Here is a 19197-nt window from a genome sequence, read left to right as displayed (position 1 = left end):
CCTGAAGCATTTGCTTCCCACATGGAGACGGACGATGGCCCGTATAGCAGGCGTCAACATCCCGACTGCCAAGCGCGTTGTGATCGCGCTTCAGTATATTCACGGCATTGGGCCCAAGAAGGCCCAGGAGATCGTCGAGAAGGTCAACATCCCGGCCGAGCGCCGCGTGAACCAGCTGACCGACGCCGAGGTTCTGGCCATCCGCGAGACGATCGACCGCGATTACATCGTGGAAGGCGATCTGCGCCGCGAAGTGTCCATGAACATCAAGCGCCTGATGGATCTGGCTGCCTATCGTGGCCTGCGCCACCGCCGCAGCCTGCCGGTCCGCGGCCAGCGCACTCACACCAACGCCCGCACCCGCAAGGGCAAGGCGAAGCCGATCGCCGGCAAGAAGAAGTAAGGTTTTGCGGCCACCCCTGGCGGGTGGCCCTCTCTCCCGAGCGCCTGGCATGACGGGCGCGCTTGAAGGATCAATGGAATGGCTAAAGAAGCTACCCGCGTCCGCCGTCGCGAACGCAAGAACATCGTTTCCGGCGTGGCGCACGTGAACGCCTCGTTCAACAACACCATGATCACCATCACCGACGCTCAGGGCAACACGATCTCGTGGTCCTCGGCCGGCGCGATGGGTTTCAAGGGCTCGCGTAAGTCGACCCCTTATGCGGCTCAGATCGCCGCTGAAGATGCGGCCCGGAAGGCTTCCGAGCACGGCATGCGCACCCTCGAGGTCGAGGTGTCGGGTCCCGGCTCCGGCCGCGAGTCCGCTCTGCGCGCCCTGCAGTCGGCCGGCTTCACCGTCACCTCGATCCGTGACGTGACGCCGATCCCGCACAATGGCTGCCGCCCGCGCAAGCGTCGCCGCGTCTAAGGTTATCCGGCGCGTGGGTTTAGAACCCGCGCGCGTTCCGGTTTAAAGGGCAGGTCAAAAGCCTCCCTTCAAGCCGTACCTCATGAGGTGTGGTTGTGATCCAGAAGAACTGGCAAGAGCTGATTAAGCCGAACAAGCTCGAAGTCTCCCCCGGCGACGATCCGAAGCGCATCGCGACGGTGGTGGCCGAGCCGCTCGAGCGTGGCTTCGGCACGACGCTCGGCAATTCCCTGCGCCGGGTCCTGCTGTCGTCGCTTCAGGGCGCCGCCGTCACGGCGGTCCATATCGACGGCGTGCTGCACGAGTTCTCCTCCATCCCGGGCGTCCGCGAGGATGTGACGGACATCGTCCTCAACGTGAAGACGATCGCTATCAAGATGCAGAGCGAAGGCGCGAAGCGCATGACGCTCCGCAAGACCGGCCCTGGAGCCGTGACGGCTGGCGATATCAACACCGTCGGCGACGTGCAGATCCTGAACCCGGATCTCGTGCTCTGCACCCTCGACGAGGGCGCCGAGATCCGTATGGAGTTCACGGTCGACACCGGCAAGGGTTACGTTCCCTCCGAACGCAACCGGACCGAGGACGCCCCCATCGGTCTCATCCCGGTCGACTCGCTCTACAGCCCGGTGAAGAAGGTCTCCTATCGTATCGAGAACACCCGCGAGGGCCAGATCCTCGATTACGATAAGCTGATCATGACGGTTGAGACCAACGGGGCCGTGACCCCTGAGGATGCCGTGGCCTATGCCGCCCGCATCCTGCAGGACCAGCTCCAGGTCTTCGTCAACTTCGAAGAGCCCCGCAAGGAAGAGGCTGCCGCCGCTGCGCCGCAGCTGCCGTTCAACCCGGCGCTCCTCAAGAAGGTCGATGAGCTCGAGCTGTCGGTCCGTTCGGCGAACTGCCTGAAGAACGACAACATCGTCTATATCGGCGACCTCATCCAGAAGTCCGAGGCGGAGATGCTCCGTACCCCGAACTTCGGCCGCAAGTCGCTCAACGAGATCAAGGAAGTTCTGGCGGGCATGGGCCTGCACCTCGGCATGGACGTGCCGGGCTGGCCGCCGGAGAACATTGAGGATCTCGCCAAGCGCTTCGAAGAGCACTACTGAGTTCGTAGGAGCCGCCTTCGCGATGAAGGCGGCTCCTTCATCTGCCCCGCCGAATAACGGCGGTATCAAAAGAGAGACGGTCCGTCCCTTGGCACGGCGGCCGGAAGATTAAGGAGAAAGCCAATGCGTCACGGATTCCGTGGTCGTCGCTTCAACCGCACGACCGAACACCGCAAGGCCATGTTCGCCAATATGGCGGCTGCGCTGATCAAGCACGAGCAGATCGTCACTACCCTTCCGAAGGCCAAGGACCTGCGTCCGGTCGTCGAGAAGCTGATCACAATGGGCAAGCGCGGTGACATGCATGCCCGCCGCCTCGCCATGTCGAAGCTGCGCGACGAGGCCATGGTCAAGAAGCTCTTCGACGTTCTGGGCAAGCGCTACCAGGACCGCAACGGCGGCTACACCCGCGTCCTCAAGGCCGGCTTCCGCTATGGCGACAACGCCCCGCTGGCCGTGATCGAGTTCGTGGACCGCGACGTCGATGCGCGCGGCCAGGATTCGGGCCCGACCATGAAGGACGAGCTCGTCGAAGCCGCTGAGTAAGCCTTCGGCCTCGTAACAGAACATGAAAGGGCGGTCCTTGGGCCGCCCTTTTTGTTGGCGCGTAGCCTCTCCCCCTATCCACTCTCCCCATATTCCTTGGAGCTTGGTATTTTTTGCCCTGCGTTCTATCGAAGGGCATCGCTGATCGGGGGATTCGTCGTCATGCGCTTTTCGCTGCTTCGCCTTGCCATGACCGCTGCCGCGCTGGCTCTTGGGATCGCCGGAGCGCCGGCCCAGACCCAGCGGATCGTGCCCGAGAGCAAGGCTCAGGTTCAGCTCTCCTTTGCCCCTATCGTCCGGCAGACGGCAGGGGCCGTCGCCAATGTTTACGCCAAGCGGAATGATCGCCGGCAGAATGCCGCCATCGAGGACTACTTCCGCCGCTTTTTCGGCGACAACGCGCCGGGCGTTCCCCGCGGCCGGTCCCAGAGCTCTCTGGGCTCGGGCGTCATCGTCGATCCGTCGGGTCTCGTGATCACCAACAACCACGTGATCGAGAACATGAACGAGGTGAAGGTGGCCCTGGCCGACCGGCGGGAATTCGAGGCCGATATCCTCCTGCGCGATCCCCGCACGGACATCGCCGTGCTCAAGCTCAAGGACGCCACCAACCTCCAGGCCGTCGAACTCGGCGACTCGGAGGCCCTTCAGGTGGGCGACATCGTGCTCGCCATCGGCAACCCGTTCGGGGTGGGGCGGACCGTGACCCAGGGCATCGTCTCGGCCCTGGCGAGGACCCAGGTCGGCATCTCCGACTACCAGTTCTTCATCCAGACGGATGCGGCCATCAATCCGGGCAATTCCGGAGGCGCCCTCATCGACATGAACGGGCGGGTGGTCGGCATCAACACGGCCATCTATTCGCGCTCGGGCGGCAGCATCGGCATCGGCTTCGCCGTGCCCTCCAGCATGGTCCGGGTGGTGCTGAACTCCGCCAGGGGCGGCGCCAAGAACGTGGTGCGGCCCTGGCTCGGTGCCCGCCTGCAGCCTGTCGATGGCGATATCGCATCCGGTCTTGGCTTGGAGCGCCCGTCCGGGGTTCTGGTGACCGCCGTCTATGACAAGGGGCCTGCGGCCGAGGCGGGTCTCAAGCGCGGCGATGCGATCCTGGCGGTGGACGGGCAGACGGTCGACAACCCGGATTCCTTCGGCTACCGCTTCACCCTCAAGGGGACGCAGGGTCAGACTCCGCTGACCGTTCTGCGGAGTGGGAAGCAGAGCACGATCCAGGTGAGGCTCACGCCCCCGCCCGAGACCCCGCCGCGGGAACCGGTTCGTCCCCGGGGACGAACGCCGTTTGCGGGCGCGACCCTCATCAACATGTCGCCGGCCGTGGCCGATGAGCTGCAGATCGATTTCGCCGACGATGGTGTCATCGTTGCCGAGCTGGAGGAGCGCAGCGTTGCTTCCAGCGTCGGCTTCGAGAAGGGTGATCAGATTGTCGCCATCAACAGCGAGCGCATTACGAACACGCGGGATGCCGATCGCTTGATCAACCGGAACGGCGGCTACTGGGAGATCACGATCAGCCGAGGGGGACGGACGTTCACGACGGTGCTCGGCCGTTAAACGCGACGGCGGCGTGCGGATCGGCTATGGATGACGGGATAAATCTTGAGTCCCAGTACATCATGAGCGACCTCTTTTCCTCCGCCGGCCTCGACCAGAACGCGCCCCGTCCGCTGGCGGACAGGATGCGGCCGACCAAGCTTTCCGAGGTGGTCGGCCAGGACCATCTCGTGGGACCGGACGGCATCCTGACCCGACTCATCGCATCGAAATCCTTGGGGTCCCTGGTCTTCTGGGGACCTCCGGGCACGGGCAAGACGACCGTGGCGCGTCTGATGGCCCATGAGACGGACCTGCACTTCGACCAGATCTCGGCGATCTTCTCCGGCGTGGCCGATCTGAAAAAGGTCTTCGAGGCGGCGCGGCATCGCCGGTCCACGGGCACGGGCACGCTGCTGTTCGTGGACGAGATCCACCGCTTCAACCGCGCCCAGCTCGACGCTTTCCTGCCCGTCATGGAGGACGGCACTATCACCCTGGTGGGGGCGACCACCGAGAACCCGTCCTTCGAGCTGAACGCAGCGCTTCTCTCCCGCGCCCGCGTGCTCCTGTTCAAGTCGCTCGACGAGGAGGCGATCCAGAGGATCCTGAAACGGGCGGAGGAGATTACGGGCAAGGCTCTGCCGCTGGATGAAGAGGCAAGGGCGTCCCTCGTGCGCATGGCCGATGGGGACGGTCGCGCGGTGCTGACGCTCGCCGAAGAGGTCTGGCGGTCGGCCAAGCCCGGCGAGTCCTTCGACGCGGAGCAGCTGCAGGAGATCATCCAGCGCCGGGCGCCGATCTACGACAAGGGGCAGGAGGGGCACTACAACCTCATCTCCGCCCTGCACAAGACGATCCGCGGCTCCGATCCGGACGCGGCGCTCTATTACCTGACCCGCATGCTCGACGCAGGCGAGGACCGGCTCTTCATCGCCCGCCGGCTGGTGCGGGCGGCGGTGGAGGATATCGGCATGGCCGATCCTCAGGCCCTCGTCATCGCCAATGCGGCCAAGGACGCCTTCGATTTCCTGGGCTCGCCGGAGGGTGAACTCGCGCTGGCGCAGGCGGCGGTCTATCTCGCTACGGCGCCGAAATCGAACGCCCTCTACACGGCCTACAAGTCCGCGACCCGGGTGGCCAAGGAGCACGGCTCCCTGATGCCGCCCAAAACCATCCTGAACGCTCCCACCAAGCTCATGAAACAGATCGGCTACGGCGAAAGCTATGCCTACGACCACGACGAGCCGGATGCCTTCTCAGGGCAGGATTACTGGCCCGAGAAGCTGGGGCGGCAATCCTTCTACGAGCCGGTGGACCGCGGCTTCGAGCGCGAGATCCGCAAGCGGCTGGATTGGTGGGAAAGACTGCGCAGGGAACGGCAGAGCAAGGATGGCAGGGAATAGCCGATGAAGGCCACCGTTCTCGTCTTCCTCGGTGCCGGCATCGGTGGGGCTCTGCGCCATGGGGTGAATGTCGGCTGCGCCCGGGTGTGCGGAACGGCGTTTCCGTGGGGAACGCTGACGGTGAACGTCGTCGGATCCTTCCTCATGGGCGCCATCGCTGGCTGGCTCGCCTTCAAGGCGGGCGAGGGGTGGAGCCAGTCCCTGCGGCTCTTCCTCACCACCGGGATCCTCGGAGGTTTCACCACCTTCTCAGCCTTCTCCCTCGATGCGGTGCTGATCTGGGAGCGCGGGCAAATGGGTCTCGCTGCGGCTTACGTGGCCGCTTCGGTTCTTCTCTCGATCACCGGTTTGATCGCCGGTCTCGGGCTGATCCGCACACTCTCGGTCTAAACCTCGATTGCCGCCTGCGCGGCGCTCTGGTACCCACGCATCATGAGAAAAAGCGGTTCAGGACAGAATGGCGCCCGCGGCGGGCGCTCGGGCTCACGGCAGGGCTTTCGCTCGCGCGACGACAAGCCTGCGCGCAAGGCGGCTCCCGCGAAGCCGCGGGGCGTGAAATCGGTAGCGACCAAGACGCGTGCGCCCTCGGCCCTGCGCGAGAAGCCGGCGGCGCGGCCCCAGCAGGCGCGGCCTGCGGCGGAGGCTCCGCGCGGACCTACCCGAGCTCAGGCCAAGGCCGAAGCCCAGGAGGTTTTGGCGACTGGCGTGCAGACCCTCGTGGTCGAGCCGGACGAGGCCGACATGCGCGTCGACCGCTTCCTTGTTGCACGGTTCCCGCAGCTTGCCTTCACGCATATCCAGCGCATCGTCCGAAAAGGCGAGCTTCGCATCGACGGCAAGCGTGCGCAGCCCAACGAGCGGCTTGTGGCCGGCCAGAAGGTGCGCGTGCCGCCGCTGAAGCTCGACCAGCAGCGCCCGGTCGCCCGCAGCGCCGCCAAGGACCAGGACGAGCGCGATTTCCTGAAGTCGATCACGCTCTACGAGGACAAGGACGTCCTCATCATCAATAAGCCCATGGGGCTCGCCGTCCAGGGCGGATCGGGCACCAAGCGTCATGTGGACGGGATGCTCGAATCCCTCACCGGCGAGGATGGCCAGAAGCCACGCCTCGTGCACCGTCTCGACAAGGACACGGCCGGCTGCCTCGTCATCGCCAAGACGCGCTTTGCGGCGTCCACCATGGCGAAGTCCTTCCGCTCCCGCACCACGCGCAAGATCTACTGGGCGCTCGTCGCCGGCGTACCGCGGGTCCGGCAGGGCCGGGTCTCGACCTATCTGGCCAAGGAAGGCGATGAGGGCGATGCGCGCATGAAGGTGGCCCAGCATGGCGACGAGGGGGCAAGCCATGCGCTGACCTATTACGCCGTGATCGACACGGCGGCGCAGAAGCTCGCCTGGCTTTCGCTGAAACCGGTCACCGGACGCACGCACCAGCTGCGCGCGCATGCGGCGCATATCGGCCATCCCATCGTCGGCGACCCGAAGTATTTCGACATCGAGAACTGGGAGCTGCCCGGCGGCATCCAGAACAAGCTGCATCTTCTGGCACGCCGCATCGTCATCGCCCATCCACGGACGGGCAAGCCCATCGACGTGACGGCGCCCCTGCCGCCCCACATGCAGCAGAGCTTCAACCTACTGGGCCTGGATACGAGCCAGTACGACCCTATCGTCGAGGCGCCTGAAGACTAGCTCGCACTACCACCTTCGATCTCCCTCCCTGTCGCACTTTCGCCGCGCATCGCGCGCAGCATTGAGTGTCTCACTCAGCCATCCGGCTGTCTGAGCCCCAGCGCACCGAAAGATGCGCGCATTGGGCATCGGTTGGATCCCAAAAGTGATGCCCACTTTCGGGTCCGATGCCCTAGGCAAGGAGGAGATCGATGGAACACAAGCATCTTGATCAGCTCCGTAGCGTAGCCGACGTTCAGCCGCGGCCCTTGACCCGGCAGGAACGACTCCAGCGTTGGATCGCACTGCTCGAGATCGATCCGACACGCAGCCTGAACTCCCTCGGTGAGATCGAGTACAAGCCGCCAGCCGAGCGGGCGCTCGTCCGGGAGGACAACTCGCCGCTCACCGTCGCCTACGAGGATCCCATCCTGCGTGCGGATGGTCTTGCCAGCGACAGGCTCGGCGATGCCATGCGCTATTTCGCGCTCTCGGACGGTCAGGCCCATTATGCCCTTTGCTCGTGCCTGAGCGGACGCACGATGGAGGCCTCGACCTGCGCTCAGAGATTGCGGAACGCGACGGGTGATGTCACCTGGCAATCGGTTGTCGGTGCCTGGGCCCTGGCGGCCCTCGCGGTCAGCCTGCCGGGCCTCGTCTATCTTCTGAGCTGACGGGCCGGGAGATCAATCATCACATCAGGAGGCCAATCGTCTCCTGATGGTGCCTTGACCGTTGCAGGCTGGCTCTGAATCGGAGACAAAGCGGCAGATCGAAAAGGCACTTCTATCATGCTGCACATCGAGCCCGTGTCCCTCTCGACGGACCGTCTGACCTTGCGTCCCTTGAGCCTCTCCGACGTTCCGGCCCTGGGGGAGGCTGCCGGCGACGGCGAACTCTGGGAGAAGAGGACCACGACGGTGCCCCGGCCTGAAGGCTTCGAGGCTTATGTGCAGACGGCTCTGGAGTTGCAGAAGGCGGGACTAGCGCTGCCCTTCGCGACCGTCGTCAACGACGGCAACCGGGTCGTCGGCTCGACCCGCTACATGAACATCGATGCCGCCAATCACCGGGTCGAGATCGGCACCACCTGGATCGCGAAATCCTGGCAGCGTTCCTTCGTCAACACCCATGCGAAGTTTCTGATGCTGCGGCACGCCTTCGAGGTGCTGGGCTGCAATGCGGTAGAATTGCGCACCCACCGCCTTAACGACCAGTCCCGGGCAGCTATCGAGCGGTTGGGTGCCAGGCTCGACGGCATCCTGCGCCAGCACATGATCATGCCCGACGGACATATCCGCGATACGGCCGTTTACAGCATCATCCGGGACGAGTGGCCTGAGGTGAAGGCCAATCTCGAACAACGGCTGGCCTTGGCTTGATGCCCTCGGAGCTCAGATAAACCCGTACTCCTCCAGCCGCCTGATCGAGGCGGATGCGTTCTGATGATGGATGAAGATTCCGCCGGCTCCCTCCCAGAGATGGCGGTACTTGTCCCGGTCGTCGATCAGGGCATCGCCCGGGCGGCAATGTTCGCGCTTGAGAGCTGCCGTGGTGGTAATCACCTCGATGCCGGGAAAATGCCGTTCCGCCCAGCGCCGCTTCTGCGGCTCGGCCCAGTTGCCCCGCGGCAGGCCCGTCAGGATCACCGGGTTGAGATGCCTGACCGCCTCGAACAGCTCCGTCGCATCGGGGAGGGGTTCCAGGCTGTCGAAGAAGTCCTTCGCGCCGGCGAGTTCCGACCAGAACCGCTTCAGGCCGAATCGGCGCTCGTATATGGCCAGCGGCATGCCGAAGAACCGGGCAGCGCCTTTGTCGAAATCGGCGAGAACGCCATCGCAGTCCAGGAAAACGGTCGGCATGGTCTGTGACTCTCTGATCGTCCCGTTCGAAATCGACCATGCTTCGTATTGTTCCTGCCTTGGAACCGGAAGCTTGGCCGCTTGCGGAACGCCGCCCGCCGGATCACGTTGCTTTTGTGCAGCGTCAGTCAGGTGGATTGAGACATGAGCAGTGACGTTCGGGACAATGGGGACCGCCATCGGTTCGAGCTGGAGCGGAACGGCCAGATCGCATTCGCGACCTATGAGCGGCGCGGATCCGATCTCGTGATCCGGCATGTGGAGGCCGCCGTTCCCCTGCGGGGCACGGGAGCGGCCAGCGAGCTGATGCGGGGCGTGGCGGAAATCGCCCGTTCCGAGGGCCGGAAGATCACCCCTCTGTGCGGCTATGCCTGGGCCTGGATCCGCCGCCACAAGGAGTACAGCGACCTTCTGAATTGAGCGGCACACCCTCCGTTTATCGGGTGTGCCCATTCGCCGTACTGCGATCTGCGTCAAAATAGACTAAACAGCGGCTCTCCAAAAAATTCAAACTGCGCTATGGGGGCGCCGCCGGTGACCAACGTTCTCGAAAAAGCAAGACAGCTCCTGGCCAAGAAAAGCGTCGCTGTCTCGGCCGCAATTCTCGCACTGGTCATCGCGGCCGCCGTGTTCATGGCTCCCCGTTATCTCTCCGAACCGGCTGCCGAGATCACCTATTCCGAGTTCACGCGGGAACTCGCCCAGAAAAAGGTCCAGAAGGTTCTGATTGAGAGTGGCGGCCTTTCCGTCTCTTTGGCGGACCGTAACGTTTTCGTCCGCATGCCCAATGGCCTCGTGAGCGCCGACTATATCGAGCGCGTCACCGCCTCCGGCGCCGAGGTTGATTTCAGGAAGCCCGGCTTCGACCCGGCCCACATGGCGAGCATCTTCGTGCCGATCATTCTGGTGGTCGCCGTGCTCCTCATGCTGGCCATCCAGACCGATTTCAAGCCCACCTCGCGCTGGCCCAAGGTGGTGCGCAGCATCCCAAACCGCTTCGACGATGTGGCTGGTCAGGATGAAGCCAAAGGCGAACTGCAGGAGGTCATCGCCTTCCTGAAGGATTCCGAGGCCTTCACCAGGATCGGCGCCCGCATTCCCCGCGGCCTGCTGATGGTCGGGCCTCCGGGAACGGGCAAGACCCTGATCGCCAAGGCGCTTGCCGGCGAGGCCGGCGTTTCCTTCATGGCCGTGTCGGGAAGCGACTTCTCGGCACCCCTGATCGGCATCGCCAAGGGCCGCGTGTCCAAGCTCTTCGAGCAGGCCCGCAAGAAGGCTCCGTGCCTGATCTTCATCGACGAGATCGATGCCATCGGCCGCAAGCGCGGCGGCGGCGGATCGGCCGCTGATCGCGAGTTCGAGTCCACTCTCAACCAGCTCCTTGTCGAGATGGACGGATTCAACACCACGGCTGGCGTGATCGTCATCGGTGCCACGAACCGCGTGGACGTGCTCGATCCGGCGCTCCTGCGCCCTGGCCGCTTCGACCGGCAGGTCCATATCGGGCTGCCCGACATCTCCGGCCGCGAGGCGATCCTCAACGTTCATGCCCGCAACGTGAAGCTCGCCCATGGCGTCAGCCTTGCCTCCATCGCCAAGGGCACGCCCGGCTTCTCGGGGGCCGATCTCGGCAACCTCCTCAACGAGGCCGCGATCTTTGCGGCACGTGAGGGCGTCGGGGAGGTGACCCGCGACCATCTGGAGGCCGCCCGCAACAAGATCATCATGGGCCTCGAGCGCCGCTCGCTCGTGATCACGGACGAGGAACGCAGGCTCGTGGCAGTGCATGAGGCAGGGCACGCGCTCTGCGCATGTCTGCTGCCGGCCTCCGACCAAGTGCACAGCGCCACCATCATCCCCCATGGCCAAGCGCTCGGCCTCGTCATGCGGCTGCCGGAGCATGACCGTTTCTGCATCCCGGTGGAAAAGCTCGAGGCCGACCTTATCGTGGCTATGGGCGGTCGTGCCGCCGAGGAGGTCGTCTTCGGCCCTAAGAAGGTCACGACGGGTGCCGCCAGCGACATCGCCCATGCCACCAACATCGTGACGAGGATGGTCACGGAATGGGGCATGAGCCCGGCCATCGGCATGGTCCGGGTCACCAGCTCCGGGGACAGCCTTCCGCGCGAAGTAGAGCAGGAGATCCGCCGCATCATCGAAGAGATGTACGATGCCGCTAAGGCCTGCATCGAGGACAACCGGGATGCGCTCGATGGCCTGACCGAGGCGCTGCTGGAGCATGAGACGATCGAGGGTGACGAAGTCCGCCGGATCGTCCTCAAGCAGAGGACCAGACTGGCGGCCTGACCGGCCGCCGGTTCTCACGGGCTTTGCTTCTTCACCGGCGTGGGCGGAATATTCCCAAGCTTGAACTCGGCCGTTCTGGCAGGGGCGCAATTTTTGCCATAAGGTGCCCCGCAAAGGGGGACCCTCACATGAAACGAGTGATCCAAACTGCCTTGATCATCGGGCTAGGCCTTATGGCTACGGCCTGCGACAAGTGCGGAAACTGGAACATCAACACGCCGCAGTTCTGTCACGAGGCCAAGCCGCAGGGCTAGAGCTGTTTCCACTGACCTGGAATCATCTCTCTTGTTTGACTTGCTGCATATTGTGACGGCGAACCGGATCCACTTCGCCGAAATATGCTCTACGGGACTCAGGCCGCCGTCGGCGTGGCTGCCGCGCGCAGCAGCATGCCGAAGAGGTCCCGGGGCTCGTCGGGATCTGCCAGGAGATCGAGTTCCTCGTAGAAGCCCGTCCGCTCGATCTGGCCCCTCACATAGCGCAGGGCCGAGAAGTCCTCGATGGCGAAGCCCACGGAGTCGAAAAGGGTGATTTGCCGTTCGCCGGTGCGGCCGGGCTCCAGGCCCGCGATCACACGCCACAATTCCTTGACCGGGTGGTCCGGCGGCAGCTGCTGAATCTCGCCTTCGATGCGGGTTTGCGGCGGATATTCCACGAAGATGTCGGACCGCTTCAGGATGTCGGCATGCAGCTCGGTCTTGCCGGGGCAGTCGCCGCCGACTGCGTTGATGTGAAGCCCTGAGCCGACCATGTTGTCGGTCAGGATCGTTGCGTTCTGCTTGTCGGCCGTCACCGTCGTGACGATCTGGACGCCTTCCATCGCCTCCTCGATGGAGCTGCAGACGGCGATGCTAAATCCCATTCCGGCGAGATTGCGCACACATTTCGCGCTGGCTGACCGGTCGATGTCATAGAGCCTCAGGGTGTCGACGCCGAGGATGGCCTTGAAGGCGATGGCTTGGAACTCGGCCTGCGCGCCATTGCCGATGATGGCCATGGAGCGCGCACCCCTCGGAGCAAGATGCTTGGCCGCCACGGCCGATGTTGCGGCGGTGCGCAGGGCCGTGAGGATAGTCATTTCGGTCAGGAGCACGGGATAGCCGGTGCCCACATCCGCCAGCACGCCGAACGCAGTCACGGTCTGGCGTCCTTCGCGGGTGTTTTTGGGGTGGCCATTCACGTATTTGAAGCCATAGACCTCGCCGTCGCTGGTCGGCATGAGCTCGATCACGCCCTCACGGCTGTGCGAGGCGACCCGCGGGGTCTTGTCGAACGATTCCCACCGCCGGAAGTCGGCTTCGATGCAGTCCGCGAGTTCCAGCAGGAAGCGCTCCACGCCGATGGCGAGAACGAGCCTCATCATGTGGTCCACGCTGACGAAGGGTACGACGTTCAGTTTAAGGGTCATGGCTCAATTCGGTTTCGGTGTCTGGCTGTAGCTCTGAGTCGGACGGTCGAGAACGCGCCGGCCCATGAGGCTCGAAACGAGGTCGACCATCAGCAGGGCCGTGCGGCCGCGCTCGTCGAGGAATGGATTGAGCTCCACCAGATCGATACTTCTCACCAAGCCGCTGTCGTGAAGTATCTCCATGATGAGGTGAGCCTCGCGGAAGGTGGCGCCGCCGGGAACGGTCGTGCCGACGCCGGGGGCAATGCCCGGATCGAGGAAATCCACATCCAGGCTCACGTGGAGAATGCCGTCCGCGGCTGCCACGCGCTTGAGGAAAGCGTCGAGAAGAGGTGCGACACCATTCTCGTCAATGGCACGCATGTCGTGAACCGTCACACCGGCCGTAGAAAGGGCAGCCCGCTCCGCCGGATCGACGCTGCGGATGCCGATCATGCAGACATTCTGCGGGTTGATCGGATTGGCAACTGCCGGGAAAAAACCCTCGAAGCCCTTGTGGCCTGTCGCATAGGCCATGGGCACGCCATGGAGGTTGCCGCTGGTCGTCGTCTGGAGGGTGTGGAAATCCGGGTGCGAGTCGAGCCACAGGACAAAGAACTCGCGGCCCTGCTGGGCGGCCCGGCGCGCCAGTCCCGTCATGGAACCGGCCGAGAGGCTGTGATCGCCGCCAATGAAGATCGGCATGCCATCCCCGCTCGCCCGATAGGCAGCGTCGGTAATAGCCTCGGTCCATGCCACCGTTTCCGGCAGGGCCTTGATAGCGCCGTTCGGGTGCCGCAACTCGCGGACAGGTGCTGGCGCGATATTGCCCCGGTCCTCGACCGGATAGCCGAGATTGCGCAGCTCCGTGACAAGTCCAGCCGTGCGGAAGGCGCTGGGGCCCATGTCGCAGCCGAGCCGGCCGGCGCCCTCCTGCACGGGGGCGCCCAGAACGATGCATGTGGTCGGGGCCATTCATTTCTCCTTGAATGACCGTCAAGCTAACGCTGGGTGCTGGCGCAATGAACAATCTAATTTGACAGATAGGCCAGGTTGGTCGAGCATATTGGTAATCTACACTTAGCAATATAGTACTCCATGGATGATCTTGATCGGCGCCTGATCACACTCTTGCGGCATAACGGGCGGCGTAGCATCTCGGATCTTGCCCTCGAGCTCGGTGTGTCCCGCGCGACGGTCCGGTCGCGGATGGAGCGCCTGGAACGCTCCGGAGACATCGTCGGCTATACGGTGATCCTGCGGGCCGATGCCGTCGCACTGCCGGTGCGCGGAGTCATGCTGATCGAGGTGGAGGGCAGGGCAGGCGACCGGGTTGTCGACATGCTTGGCGGCTTCCCGGAGGTGAGTGCCATCCATACGACGAACGGCAAATGGGACCTCATCGTCGAACTCGGCGCGAGCAGCCTCTCCGACTTCGATGCCATCCTGCGGCGCGTCCGGTTGATCGCGGGCGTCATCGCTTCGGAAACCAATCTCCTGCTGGCGACCCCACGCAGCACTCATGCCAAGCTGTAGGAACTCCCTCGATCTCCAGGCAGTGATGCGACGAACCTCATGAGCCCATGCGGAATCGGCTTTGCAGGCGGTTCGATCGGTCTTATGGCTGCCATAAGAAAGCATCGCTGCAGTCAGTCGGCTGCACACGATCCGTACTGCACAGATCATTCAACTCAAGTGTGGGGGGCTCCGATGAAGCTCGTTCTTTTCGATGTCGACGGCACTCTCGTCGACAGCCAGAGCATCATCGTTGCAGCCCAGCAGACGACCTTCGCGGCCCATGGCTTGGAGCCGCCGAGCCGGGAGCGGGCGCTCTCCATCGTGGGGCTCTCGCTGGCGGAGGCCTTTGTGGCTCTGGCCGGCCCGAAAGCACCCATCGCGAACCTTGTCGCGACTTACAAGGATGTCTCCGTCACCTTGCGCCGGGACCCGGCGCATGCCGAACCGCTCTTCCCGGGAGCGGCGGAGTGTATCGAGACGCTGCACCGCCGCGAGGACGTGCTGCTTGGGGTCGCCACCGGCAACTCCCAACGCGGAGTGGCGCGCATCCTCGACAACTTCGGCTGGCACGGCGTCTTCGCCTCGATCCAGACTGCGGATGACGCACCGTCCAAGCCGCATCCGGCCATGATTCTCCAGGCCATGCGGGAGACGGGAGTTGCTCCCCACGAGACCGTCATGGTCGGCGATTCGAGCTTCGACATGGCCATGGCCCGTGCCGCCGGGGTGCTGGCGATCGGCGTCTCCTGGGGCTTCCAGCCCGTGTCGGCTCTGATCGAGGCAGGCGCCGGGCTTATCGTGAACTCCTATGCGGAACTCGAGGGTACCCTACAGGAATTTCTGGATCGTCCCTCGCAGAGATCGGCCTGAACGCCTATTTTGACGCCCATGACAGACTCACGCGACTGGTTCCCTTCAGACGAGGAACCGAACCCCATGCGGGCGGCCCAAGCGGGCATGAAGCCCACCCTGCCGAAACGCTTCTACAAGGAGGCTGGGGTTGAGGAACGGGCTGGCCTGTTCCACCTCACTCTGGACGGGCGGACGGCAAAGACCCCGAGCAAGCAGGCCCTGGCCGTGCCGTCCCGAGAGCTTGCTGAGGCCCTGGCGGAGGAGTGGCAGGGGCAGGGGGGCGAGATCGATCCCTCGACCATGCCGGTCACCCGCATCGTCAATTCCGCCATCGACGGGGTCGCCCCGCGTCAGGCGGAGGTGGTCGATGATCTCGTGCGCTATGCCGGTTCGGACCTGGTCTATTACCGGGCCGGCGAGCCCGAGCGGCTGGCCCGTTCACAGGATGCGGCCTGGAGCCCTGTTCTCGACTGGGTGAGAGACGCCCACGGCGCCCGCTTTACCCTCGGCGAAGGCGTGATGCATGTGGCGCAGCCGGAGGAGGCGATCACTGCCATCCGTCGAGCCATCGAGCGGATCGAATCGCCTTTCGCCCTCGCAGCCCTGCATGTGATGACCACGCTCTCGGGCTCGGTGCTAATCGCGCTTGCTCATGCCGCAGGACGCCTCGATGTCGATCAGGCTTGGGCAGCCGCGCATGTGGACGAGCTTTATCAGGAAAGCGTCTGGGGCGAGGATTACGAGGCTATGGAACGCCGCCGCCGGCGCGAGGCGGACTTCAGGGCAGCCTCCCTGGTCTTCCAGTTCGCCACCCCATCATAAAAGCCGCCGGCGCGATAGGCGCCGGCGGCTTCAAAGGTTCAGGTCAGCAGCGTCAGGCGCGCTGGAAGCTGATCCCGCACTTCTTCTGGATCGAGGCTCCCTCGATGGCCTGCATCTGGCCCTTCAGGCGGGCAAGCTCGGCCGTCTGGGCATTATTGCCGCTGACGAAGAAGGCCGCCGGCCAGAAGACGACGAGGGCGGCCGTCGTGGCGACTGCGTCCTTCGTGCGCTGCGAGTCCTGTGCGCCCGAGGCGGCCGCTGCCGCAGCGCTAACGCGTTGAGCCTCAGCGTTCAGTTCCCGGCAGCCGTAGCTGCTGTACATCGTCGGCGAGACGTAGGACGCCGCGACATCCTCCGAGCGGCTGGCGCAGCCGGCCGCCAGAAGCGACAGGGACATGGCCAAAGCGGTAAACTGGGTGGTCTTCTTCATGTTCAGCCCCGTTGTAACGTAACAATGAGGCTTTCCTAACCCGCTCCCGCCGGTCTGTGAAGTGCTGTGGAGCACACATCCATAGTGGGATTTTGACACAGGCACGGCTGTGCTAAGCGGGGGGATCATTTTCCCGGAGTCAGGGTCCACCCATGAAAGACATGCTCGAACGGCTTGAGGAGCGGCGCGCGCAGGCCCGCCTCGGCGGCGGCGAGAAGCGCATCGAGGCGCAGCACGCCCGCGGCAAGCTGACCGCCCGCGAGCGCATCGAGCTGCTGCTCGACAAGAGCTCCTTCGAGGAGTTCGACATGTTCGTCGAGCACCGGTCCACCGATTTCGGCATGGACAAGGCCAAGATCCCCGGCGACGGCGTGGTCACCGGCTGGGGCACCGTCAATGGCCGAACGGTCTTCGTCTTCGCCAAGGACTTTACGGTCTTCGGCGGCTCCCTCTCCGAGGCCCACGCCCAGAAGATCACCAAGATCCAGGACATGGCGCTCAAGATGCGCGCGCCCATCGTTGGCCTGTTCGATGCCGGCGGCGCCCGCATCCAGGAGGGCGTGGCGGCCCTCGGCGGCTATGGCGAGGTGTTCAAGCGAAACGTGATCGCGTCGGGCGTCATCCCGCAGATCTCCGTCATCATGGGCCCCTGCGCCGGCGGCGACGTCTATTCGCCCGCCATGACCGACTTTATCTTCATGGTGCGCGATCGCTCCTATATGTTCGTTACCGGTCCCGATGTGGTGAAGACCGTCACCAACGAGACCGTGACTTCCGAAGAGCTCGGCGGCGCCAAGGTCCACACCACCAAGTCGTCGGTAGCGGACGGCGCCTATGACAACGATGTGGAGGCGCTCTTGCAGGTGCGCCGTCTCATCGACTTCCTGCCGGCCAACAACATGGACGGTGTGCCGGAGATCCCGAGCTTCGACGATCCGAACCGCCCGGACGAGAGCCTCGATACGCTGATCCCGGACAATCCGAACAAGCCCTACGACATGAAGGAGCTGATCCTGAAGGTCGTGGACGAAGGCGACTTCTTCGAGATCCAGGAAGCTTACGCGAAAAACATCATCACCGGCTTCGGCCGCATCGAGGGCCGCACGGTCGGCTTCGTCGCCAACCAGCCAATGGTGCTGGCGGGCGTGCTCGATTCCGATGCTTCCCGCAAGGCCGCGCGCTTCGTGCGTTTCTGCGATGCGTTCAACATCCCGATCGTCACCTTCGAGGACGTGCCGGGCTTCCTGCCGGGCACGGCGCAGGAATATGGCGGCCTCATCAAGCACGGCGCCAAGCTGCTCTTCGCCTATTCCGAAGCGACCGTGCCGCTGGTGACGGTGATCACACGAAAAGCCTTCGGCGGCGCCTATGACGTGATGGCGTCAAAACACATCGGCGGTGACATCAACTACGCTTGGCCCACTGCGCAGATCGCCGTGATGGGCGCCAAGGGCGCAGTGGAAATCATCTTCCGAGGCGACATCGGCGACGCGGACAAGATCGCGGCGCGCACCAAGGAATACGAGGACCGTTTCATGTCGCCCTTCGTTGCGGCGGAGCGGGGCTACATCGACGAAGTGATCATGCCGCATTCGACAAGGCGGCGGATTGCGCGTGCGTTAGCGATGCTGCGCCACAAGGAGACCGAGCGGCCCTGGAAGAAGCACGATAATATTCCGTTGTGATCATGTCAGTTCCTTGCGACCGCACCTGGGTCTCCACCGCCATCCAGATCATCGAGGCGGATTTCAACCGCTCGTCGGATACGCATCTCCTGCGCGTGCCGCTGCCGGCGGTTCCGGGTGTCGCGCTCTACCTCAAGGATGAATCGACCCATCCCTCGGGAAGCCTGAAGCACCGGCTGGCGCGGTCGCTGTTCCTCTATGGACTGTGCAACGGCTGGATCGGGCCGGAGACGACGATCATCGAGGCATCGAGCGGGTCCACCGCTGTATCGGAGGCCTATTTCGCCCGGATGCTGGGCCTGCGTTTCATCGCCGTGATGCCGCGCTCGACCTCCTCCGAAAAGATCGCGCAGATCGCCTTTTATGGCGGTGAGAGCCATTTCGTGGACTCACCCACCGAGATGTATGCGGAGAGCGCGCGGCTCGCGGAGGAACTCGGCGGCCATTACATGGACCAGTTCACCTATGCCGAGCGGGCGACGGACTGGCGCGGCAACAACAACATCGCCGAATCCATCTTCAGCCAGATGGGCCACGAGGAGCACCCTATTCCTACCTGGATCGTGGTGGGGGCAGGGACCGGCGGCACTTCCGCGACGCTGGGGCGCTATATCCGCTACCGCCGCCTGCCGACGAGGCTGTGCCTCGCCGACCCGGAGGCATCCGTGTTCCACCGACATCTGGCGGACCGGGAAGTTTGCACCGTCTCAGGGCCGCCCTCGGTGATCGAGGGCATCGGGCGTCCGCGCTGTGAGCCGTCCTTCGTGCCGGAACTCATCGACCGTGCCTATGCGGTGCCGGATGCGGCGAGCATCGCCGCCGCGCGGGTTCTGTCGCGCCGTATCGGCCGCTCCTGCGGCGGTTCTACAGGCACCAATCTCTGGGCCGTGGCGCAGATTGTCGGCGAGATGGTGAAGAACGGCGAAAAGGGCTCCGTTGTGACGCTGCTCTGCGATTCCGGCGAGCGCTACCGCAGCACGCATTTCGACGATGCCTGGCTTGCCTCTCGCGGGATCGACATCAAGCCGGCCGAAGAGGCGATGGACCGGTTCTTTGAGACTGGCGAACTTCAATTCGGCAACTAGCAGTCTCTGTCCTCATCCTGAGGAGCAGACGCAGTCTGTATCTCGAAGGAGGTTCCAGTGCCCTCTGGAACCTCCTTCGAGACAGTCGCTCACGC

General features: G+C 64.1%; 22 protein-coding genes. 18 read left to right on the top strand and 4 right to left on the bottom strand.

What is annotated here, in order from left to right; all coding sequences use genetic code 11:
- Nucleotides 1–34: 34 nt before the first annotated feature.
- From rpsM to ILT44_RS08990, 10 genes are all read left to right on the top strand, one after another.
- Nucleotides 35–403 carry a 30S ribosomal protein S13 gene (gene rpsM / locus ILT44_RS09035; protein WP_173945688.1) on the top strand — a complete coding sequence of 123 codons (369 nt, stop codon included), beginning with the start codon at nucleotides 35–37 and terminating at the stop codon, nucleotides 401–403.
- 78 nt (nucleotides 404–481) lie between these two features.
- Nucleotides 482–871, top strand: coding sequence for a 30S ribosomal protein S11 (gene rpsK, locus ILT44_RS09030; RefSeq protein ID WP_036353018.1), 390 nt, complete (start codon nucleotides 482–484; stop codon nucleotides 869–871).
- A gap of 89 nt (nucleotides 872–960) precedes the next feature.
- On the top strand, nucleotides 961–1983 hold the full coding sequence (locus ILT44_RS09025) for a DNA-directed RNA polymerase subunit alpha (protein WP_372441145.1): 1023 nt from the start codon (nucleotides 961–963) through the stop codon (nucleotides 1981–1983).
- 123 nt (nucleotides 1984–2106) lie between these two features.
- Nucleotides 2107–2529 (top strand): 50S ribosomal protein L17, encoded by a 423-nt coding sequence (gene rplQ / locus ILT44_RS09020; RefSeq protein WP_204239252.1) that lies wholly within the window; start codon nucleotides 2107–2109, stop codon nucleotides 2527–2529.
- Nucleotides 2530–2691: 162 nt separating this feature from the next.
- Complete coding sequence (locus tag ILT44_RS09015) at nucleotides 2692–4098, top strand: Do family serine endopeptidase (RefSeq protein ID WP_204239251.1); 1407 nt, start codon at nucleotides 2692–2694, stop codon at nucleotides 4096–4098.
- A 62-nt stretch (nucleotides 4099–4160) separates the two neighbouring features.
- Nucleotides 4161–5483 carry a replication-associated recombination protein A gene (locus ILT44_RS09010; RefSeq protein WP_204239250.1) on the top strand — a complete coding sequence of 441 codons (1323 nt, stop codon included), beginning with the start codon at nucleotides 4161–4163 and terminating at the stop codon, nucleotides 5481–5483.
- 3 nt (nucleotides 5484–5486) lie between these two features.
- Nucleotides 5487–5873 (top strand): fluoride efflux transporter CrcB, encoded by a 387-nt coding sequence (gene crcB, locus ILT44_RS09005; protein WP_204239249.1) that lies wholly within the window; start codon nucleotides 5487–5489, stop codon nucleotides 5871–5873.
- A gap of 42 nt (nucleotides 5874–5915) precedes the next feature.
- Nucleotides 5916–7175 carry an RluA family pseudouridine synthase gene (locus ILT44_RS09000; RefSeq protein ID WP_204239248.1) on the top strand — a complete coding sequence of 420 codons (1260 nt, stop codon included), beginning with the start codon at nucleotides 5916–5918 and terminating at the stop codon, nucleotides 7173–7175.
- 191 nt (nucleotides 7176–7366) lie between these two features.
- Nucleotides 7367–7828 carry a hypothetical protein gene (locus ILT44_RS08995; protein WP_204239247.1) on the top strand — a complete coding sequence of 154 codons (462 nt, stop codon included), beginning with the start codon at nucleotides 7367–7369 and terminating at the stop codon, nucleotides 7826–7828.
- 117 nt (nucleotides 7829–7945) lie between these two features.
- Nucleotides 7946–8536 carry a GNAT family N-acetyltransferase gene (locus ILT44_RS08990; RefSeq protein ID WP_204239246.1) on the top strand — a complete coding sequence of 197 codons (591 nt, stop codon included), beginning with the start codon at nucleotides 7946–7948 and terminating at the stop codon, nucleotides 8534–8536.
- A gap of 12 nt (nucleotides 8537–8548) precedes the next feature.
- Here the strand turns inward: ILT44_RS08990 and ILT44_RS08985 are convergent, their stop codons facing one another.
- A complete protein-coding gene (locus ILT44_RS08985; protein ID WP_204239245.1) occupies nucleotides 8549–9016 on the bottom strand; it encodes a 5' nucleotidase, NT5C type in 468 nt (155 codons plus the stop codon).
- Nucleotides 9017–9160: 144 nt separating this feature from the next.
- Here ILT44_RS08985 and ILT44_RS08980 point away from each other — a divergent pair, with 144 nt between their 5' ends.
- From ILT44_RS08980 to ILT44_RS31420, 3 genes are all read left to right on the top strand, one after another.
- Nucleotides 9161–9436: a GNAT family N-acetyltransferase gene (locus ILT44_RS08980; RefSeq protein ID WP_204239244.1), complete on the top strand. Its 276-nt coding sequence runs from the start codon at nucleotides 9161–9163 to the stop codon at nucleotides 9434–9436.
- A 114-nt stretch (nucleotides 9437–9550) separates the two neighbouring features.
- Nucleotides 9551–11323 (top strand): ATP-dependent zinc metalloprotease FtsH, encoded by a 1773-nt coding sequence (gene ftsH, locus ILT44_RS08975; protein ID WP_204239243.1) that lies wholly within the window; start codon nucleotides 9551–9553, stop codon nucleotides 11321–11323.
- A 128-nt stretch (nucleotides 11324–11451) separates the two neighbouring features.
- Complete coding sequence (locus tag ILT44_RS31420) at nucleotides 11452–11577, top strand: hypothetical protein (RefSeq protein WP_255549696.1); 126 nt, start codon at nucleotides 11452–11454, stop codon at nucleotides 11575–11577.
- A gap of 98 nt (nucleotides 11578–11675) precedes the next feature.
- Here ILT44_RS31420 and ocd read toward each other — a convergent pair whose 3' ends face one another.
- Both ocd and rocF read right to left on the bottom strand, forming a co-directional pair.
- A complete protein-coding gene (gene ocd, locus ILT44_RS08970; protein WP_204239242.1) occupies nucleotides 11676–12731 on the bottom strand; it encodes an ornithine cyclodeaminase in 1056 nt (351 codons plus the stop codon).
- A gap of 3 nt (nucleotides 12732–12734) precedes the next feature.
- On the bottom strand, nucleotides 12735–13685 hold the full coding sequence (gene rocF, locus ILT44_RS08965) for an arginase (RefSeq protein WP_204239241.1): 951 nt from the start codon (nucleotides 13683–13685) through the stop codon (nucleotides 12735–12737).
- A 123-nt stretch (nucleotides 13686–13808) separates the two neighbouring features.
- On the opposite strand from rocF, the gene ILT44_RS08960 reads away from it, so the two are divergent.
- The 3 genes from ILT44_RS08960 (at nucleotide 13809) to ILT44_RS08950 (ending at nucleotide 15902) form a co-directional block, all read left to right on the top strand.
- Nucleotides 13809–14246: an Lrp/AsnC family transcriptional regulator gene (locus ILT44_RS08960; RefSeq protein ID WP_204239240.1), complete on the top strand. Its 438-nt coding sequence runs from the start codon at nucleotides 13809–13811 to the stop codon at nucleotides 14244–14246.
- A gap of 174 nt (nucleotides 14247–14420) precedes the next feature.
- Nucleotides 14421–15098: an HAD-IA family hydrolase gene (locus ILT44_RS08955; protein ID WP_204239239.1), complete on the top strand. Its 678-nt coding sequence runs from the start codon at nucleotides 14421–14423 to the stop codon at nucleotides 15096–15098.
- 66 nt (nucleotides 15099–15164) lie between these two features.
- Nucleotides 15165–15902, top strand: a complete 738-nt coding sequence (locus ILT44_RS08950) for an ATP12 family chaperone protein (protein ID WP_204239238.1) — start codon at nucleotides 15165–15167, stop codon at nucleotides 15900–15902.
- 52 nt (nucleotides 15903–15954) lie between these two features.
- Here ILT44_RS08950 and ILT44_RS08945 read toward each other — a convergent pair whose 3' ends face one another.
- Complete coding sequence (locus tag ILT44_RS08945; RefSeq protein ID WP_204239237.1) at nucleotides 15955–16332, bottom strand: hypothetical protein; 378 nt, start codon at nucleotides 16330–16332, stop codon at nucleotides 15955–15957.
- 152 nt (nucleotides 16333–16484) lie between these two features.
- Here ILT44_RS08945 and ILT44_RS08940 point away from each other — a divergent pair, with 152 nt between their 5' ends.
- Both ILT44_RS08940 and ILT44_RS08935 read left to right on the top strand, forming a co-directional pair.
- On the top strand, nucleotides 16485–18017 hold the full coding sequence (locus ILT44_RS08940; RefSeq protein ID WP_204239236.1) for an acyl-CoA carboxylase subunit beta: 1533 nt from the start codon (nucleotides 16485–16487) through the stop codon (nucleotides 18015–18017).
- 2 nt (nucleotides 18018–18019) lie between these two features.
- Entirely contained in the window at nucleotides 18020–19102 is a 1083-nt protein-coding gene (locus ILT44_RS08935; protein ID WP_204239235.1) for a PLP-dependent cysteine synthase family protein, read from the top strand.
- Nucleotides 19103–19197 lie beyond the last annotated feature (95 nt).

The organism is Microvirga arvi, from assembly GCF_016892765.1.
GTDB lineage: Bacteria > Pseudomonadota > Alphaproteobacteria > Rhizobiales > Beijerinckiaceae > Microvirga > Microvirga arvi.
Note: the sequence above shows the minus strand (reverse complement) of the source record. Positions and strands in the feature narration are given on the sequence as shown.

What these genes read in the sequence shown, in the direction of transcription:
- rpsM (WP_173945688.1), top strand. Translation starts at nt 35, where the DNA reads ATGGCCCGTATAGCAGGCGTCAACATCCCGACTGCCAAGCGCGTTGTG.
- rpsK (WP_036353018.1), top strand. Translation starts at nt 482, where the DNA reads ATGGCTAAAGAAGCTACCCGCGTCCGCCGTCGCGAACGCAAGAACATC.
- rplQ (WP_204239252.1), top strand. Translation starts at nt 2,107, where the DNA reads ATGCGTCACGGATTCCGTGGTCGTCGCTTCAACCGCACGACCGAACAC.
- ILT44_RS09015 (WP_204239251.1), top strand. Translation starts at nt 2,692, where the DNA reads ATGCGCTTTTCGCTGCTTCGCCTTGCCATGACCGCTGCCGCGCTGGCT.
- ILT44_RS09010 (WP_204239250.1), top strand. Translation starts at nt 4,161, where the DNA reads ATGAGCGACCTCTTTTCCTCCGCCGGCCTCGACCAGAACGCGCCCCGT.
- crcB (WP_204239249.1), top strand. Translation starts at nt 5,487, where the DNA reads ATGAAGGCCACCGTTCTCGTCTTCCTCGGTGCCGGCATCGGTGGGGCT.
- ILT44_RS09000 (WP_204239248.1), top strand. Translation starts at nt 5,916, where the DNA reads ATGAGAAAAAGCGGTTCAGGACAGAATGGCGCCCGCGGCGGGCGCTCG.
- ILT44_RS08995 (WP_204239247.1), top strand. Translation starts at nt 7,367, where the DNA reads ATGGAACACAAGCATCTTGATCAGCTCCGTAGCGTAGCCGACGTTCAG.
- ILT44_RS08990 (WP_204239246.1), top strand. Translation starts at nt 7,946, where the DNA reads ATGCTGCACATCGAGCCCGTGTCCCTCTCGACGGACCGTCTGACCTTG.
- ILT44_RS08985 (WP_204239245.1), bottom strand. Translation starts at nt 9,016, where the DNA reads ATGCCGACCGTTTTCCTGGACTGCGATGGCGTTCTCGCCGATTTCGAC.
- ILT44_RS08980 (WP_204239244.1), top strand. Translation starts at nt 9,161, where the DNA reads ATGAGCAGTGACGTTCGGGACAATGGGGACCGCCATCGGTTCGAGCTG.
- ILT44_RS31420 (WP_255549696.1), top strand. Translation starts at nt 11,452, where the DNA reads ATGAAACGAGTGATCCAAACTGCCTTGATCATCGGGCTAGGCCTTATG.
- ocd (WP_204239242.1), bottom strand. Translation starts at nt 12,731, where the DNA reads ATGACCCTTAAACTGAACGTCGTACCCTTCGTCAGCGTGGACCACATG.
- rocF (WP_204239241.1), bottom strand. Translation starts at nt 13,685, where the DNA reads ATGGCCCCGACCACATGCATCGTTCTGGGCGCCCCCGTGCAGGAGGGC.
- ILT44_RS08960 (WP_204239240.1), top strand. Translation starts at nt 13,809, where the DNA reads ATGGATGATCTTGATCGGCGCCTGATCACACTCTTGCGGCATAACGGG.
- ILT44_RS08955 (WP_204239239.1), top strand. Translation starts at nt 14,421, where the DNA reads ATGAAGCTCGTTCTTTTCGATGTCGACGGCACTCTCGTCGACAGCCAG.
- ILT44_RS08950 (WP_204239238.1), top strand. Translation starts at nt 15,165, where the DNA reads ATGCGGGCGGCCCAAGCGGGCATGAAGCCCACCCTGCCGAAACGCTTC.
- ILT44_RS08945 (WP_204239237.1), bottom strand. Translation starts at nt 16,332, where the DNA reads ATGAAGAAGACCACCCAGTTTACCGCTTTGGCCATGTCCCTGTCGCTT.
- ILT44_RS08940 (WP_204239236.1), top strand. Translation starts at nt 16,485, where the DNA reads ATGAAAGACATGCTCGAACGGCTTGAGGAGCGGCGCGCGCAGGCCCGC.
- ILT44_RS08935 (WP_204239235.1), top strand. Translation starts at nt 18,020, where the DNA reads ATGTCAGTTCCTTGCGACCGCACCTGGGTCTCCACCGCCATCCAGATC.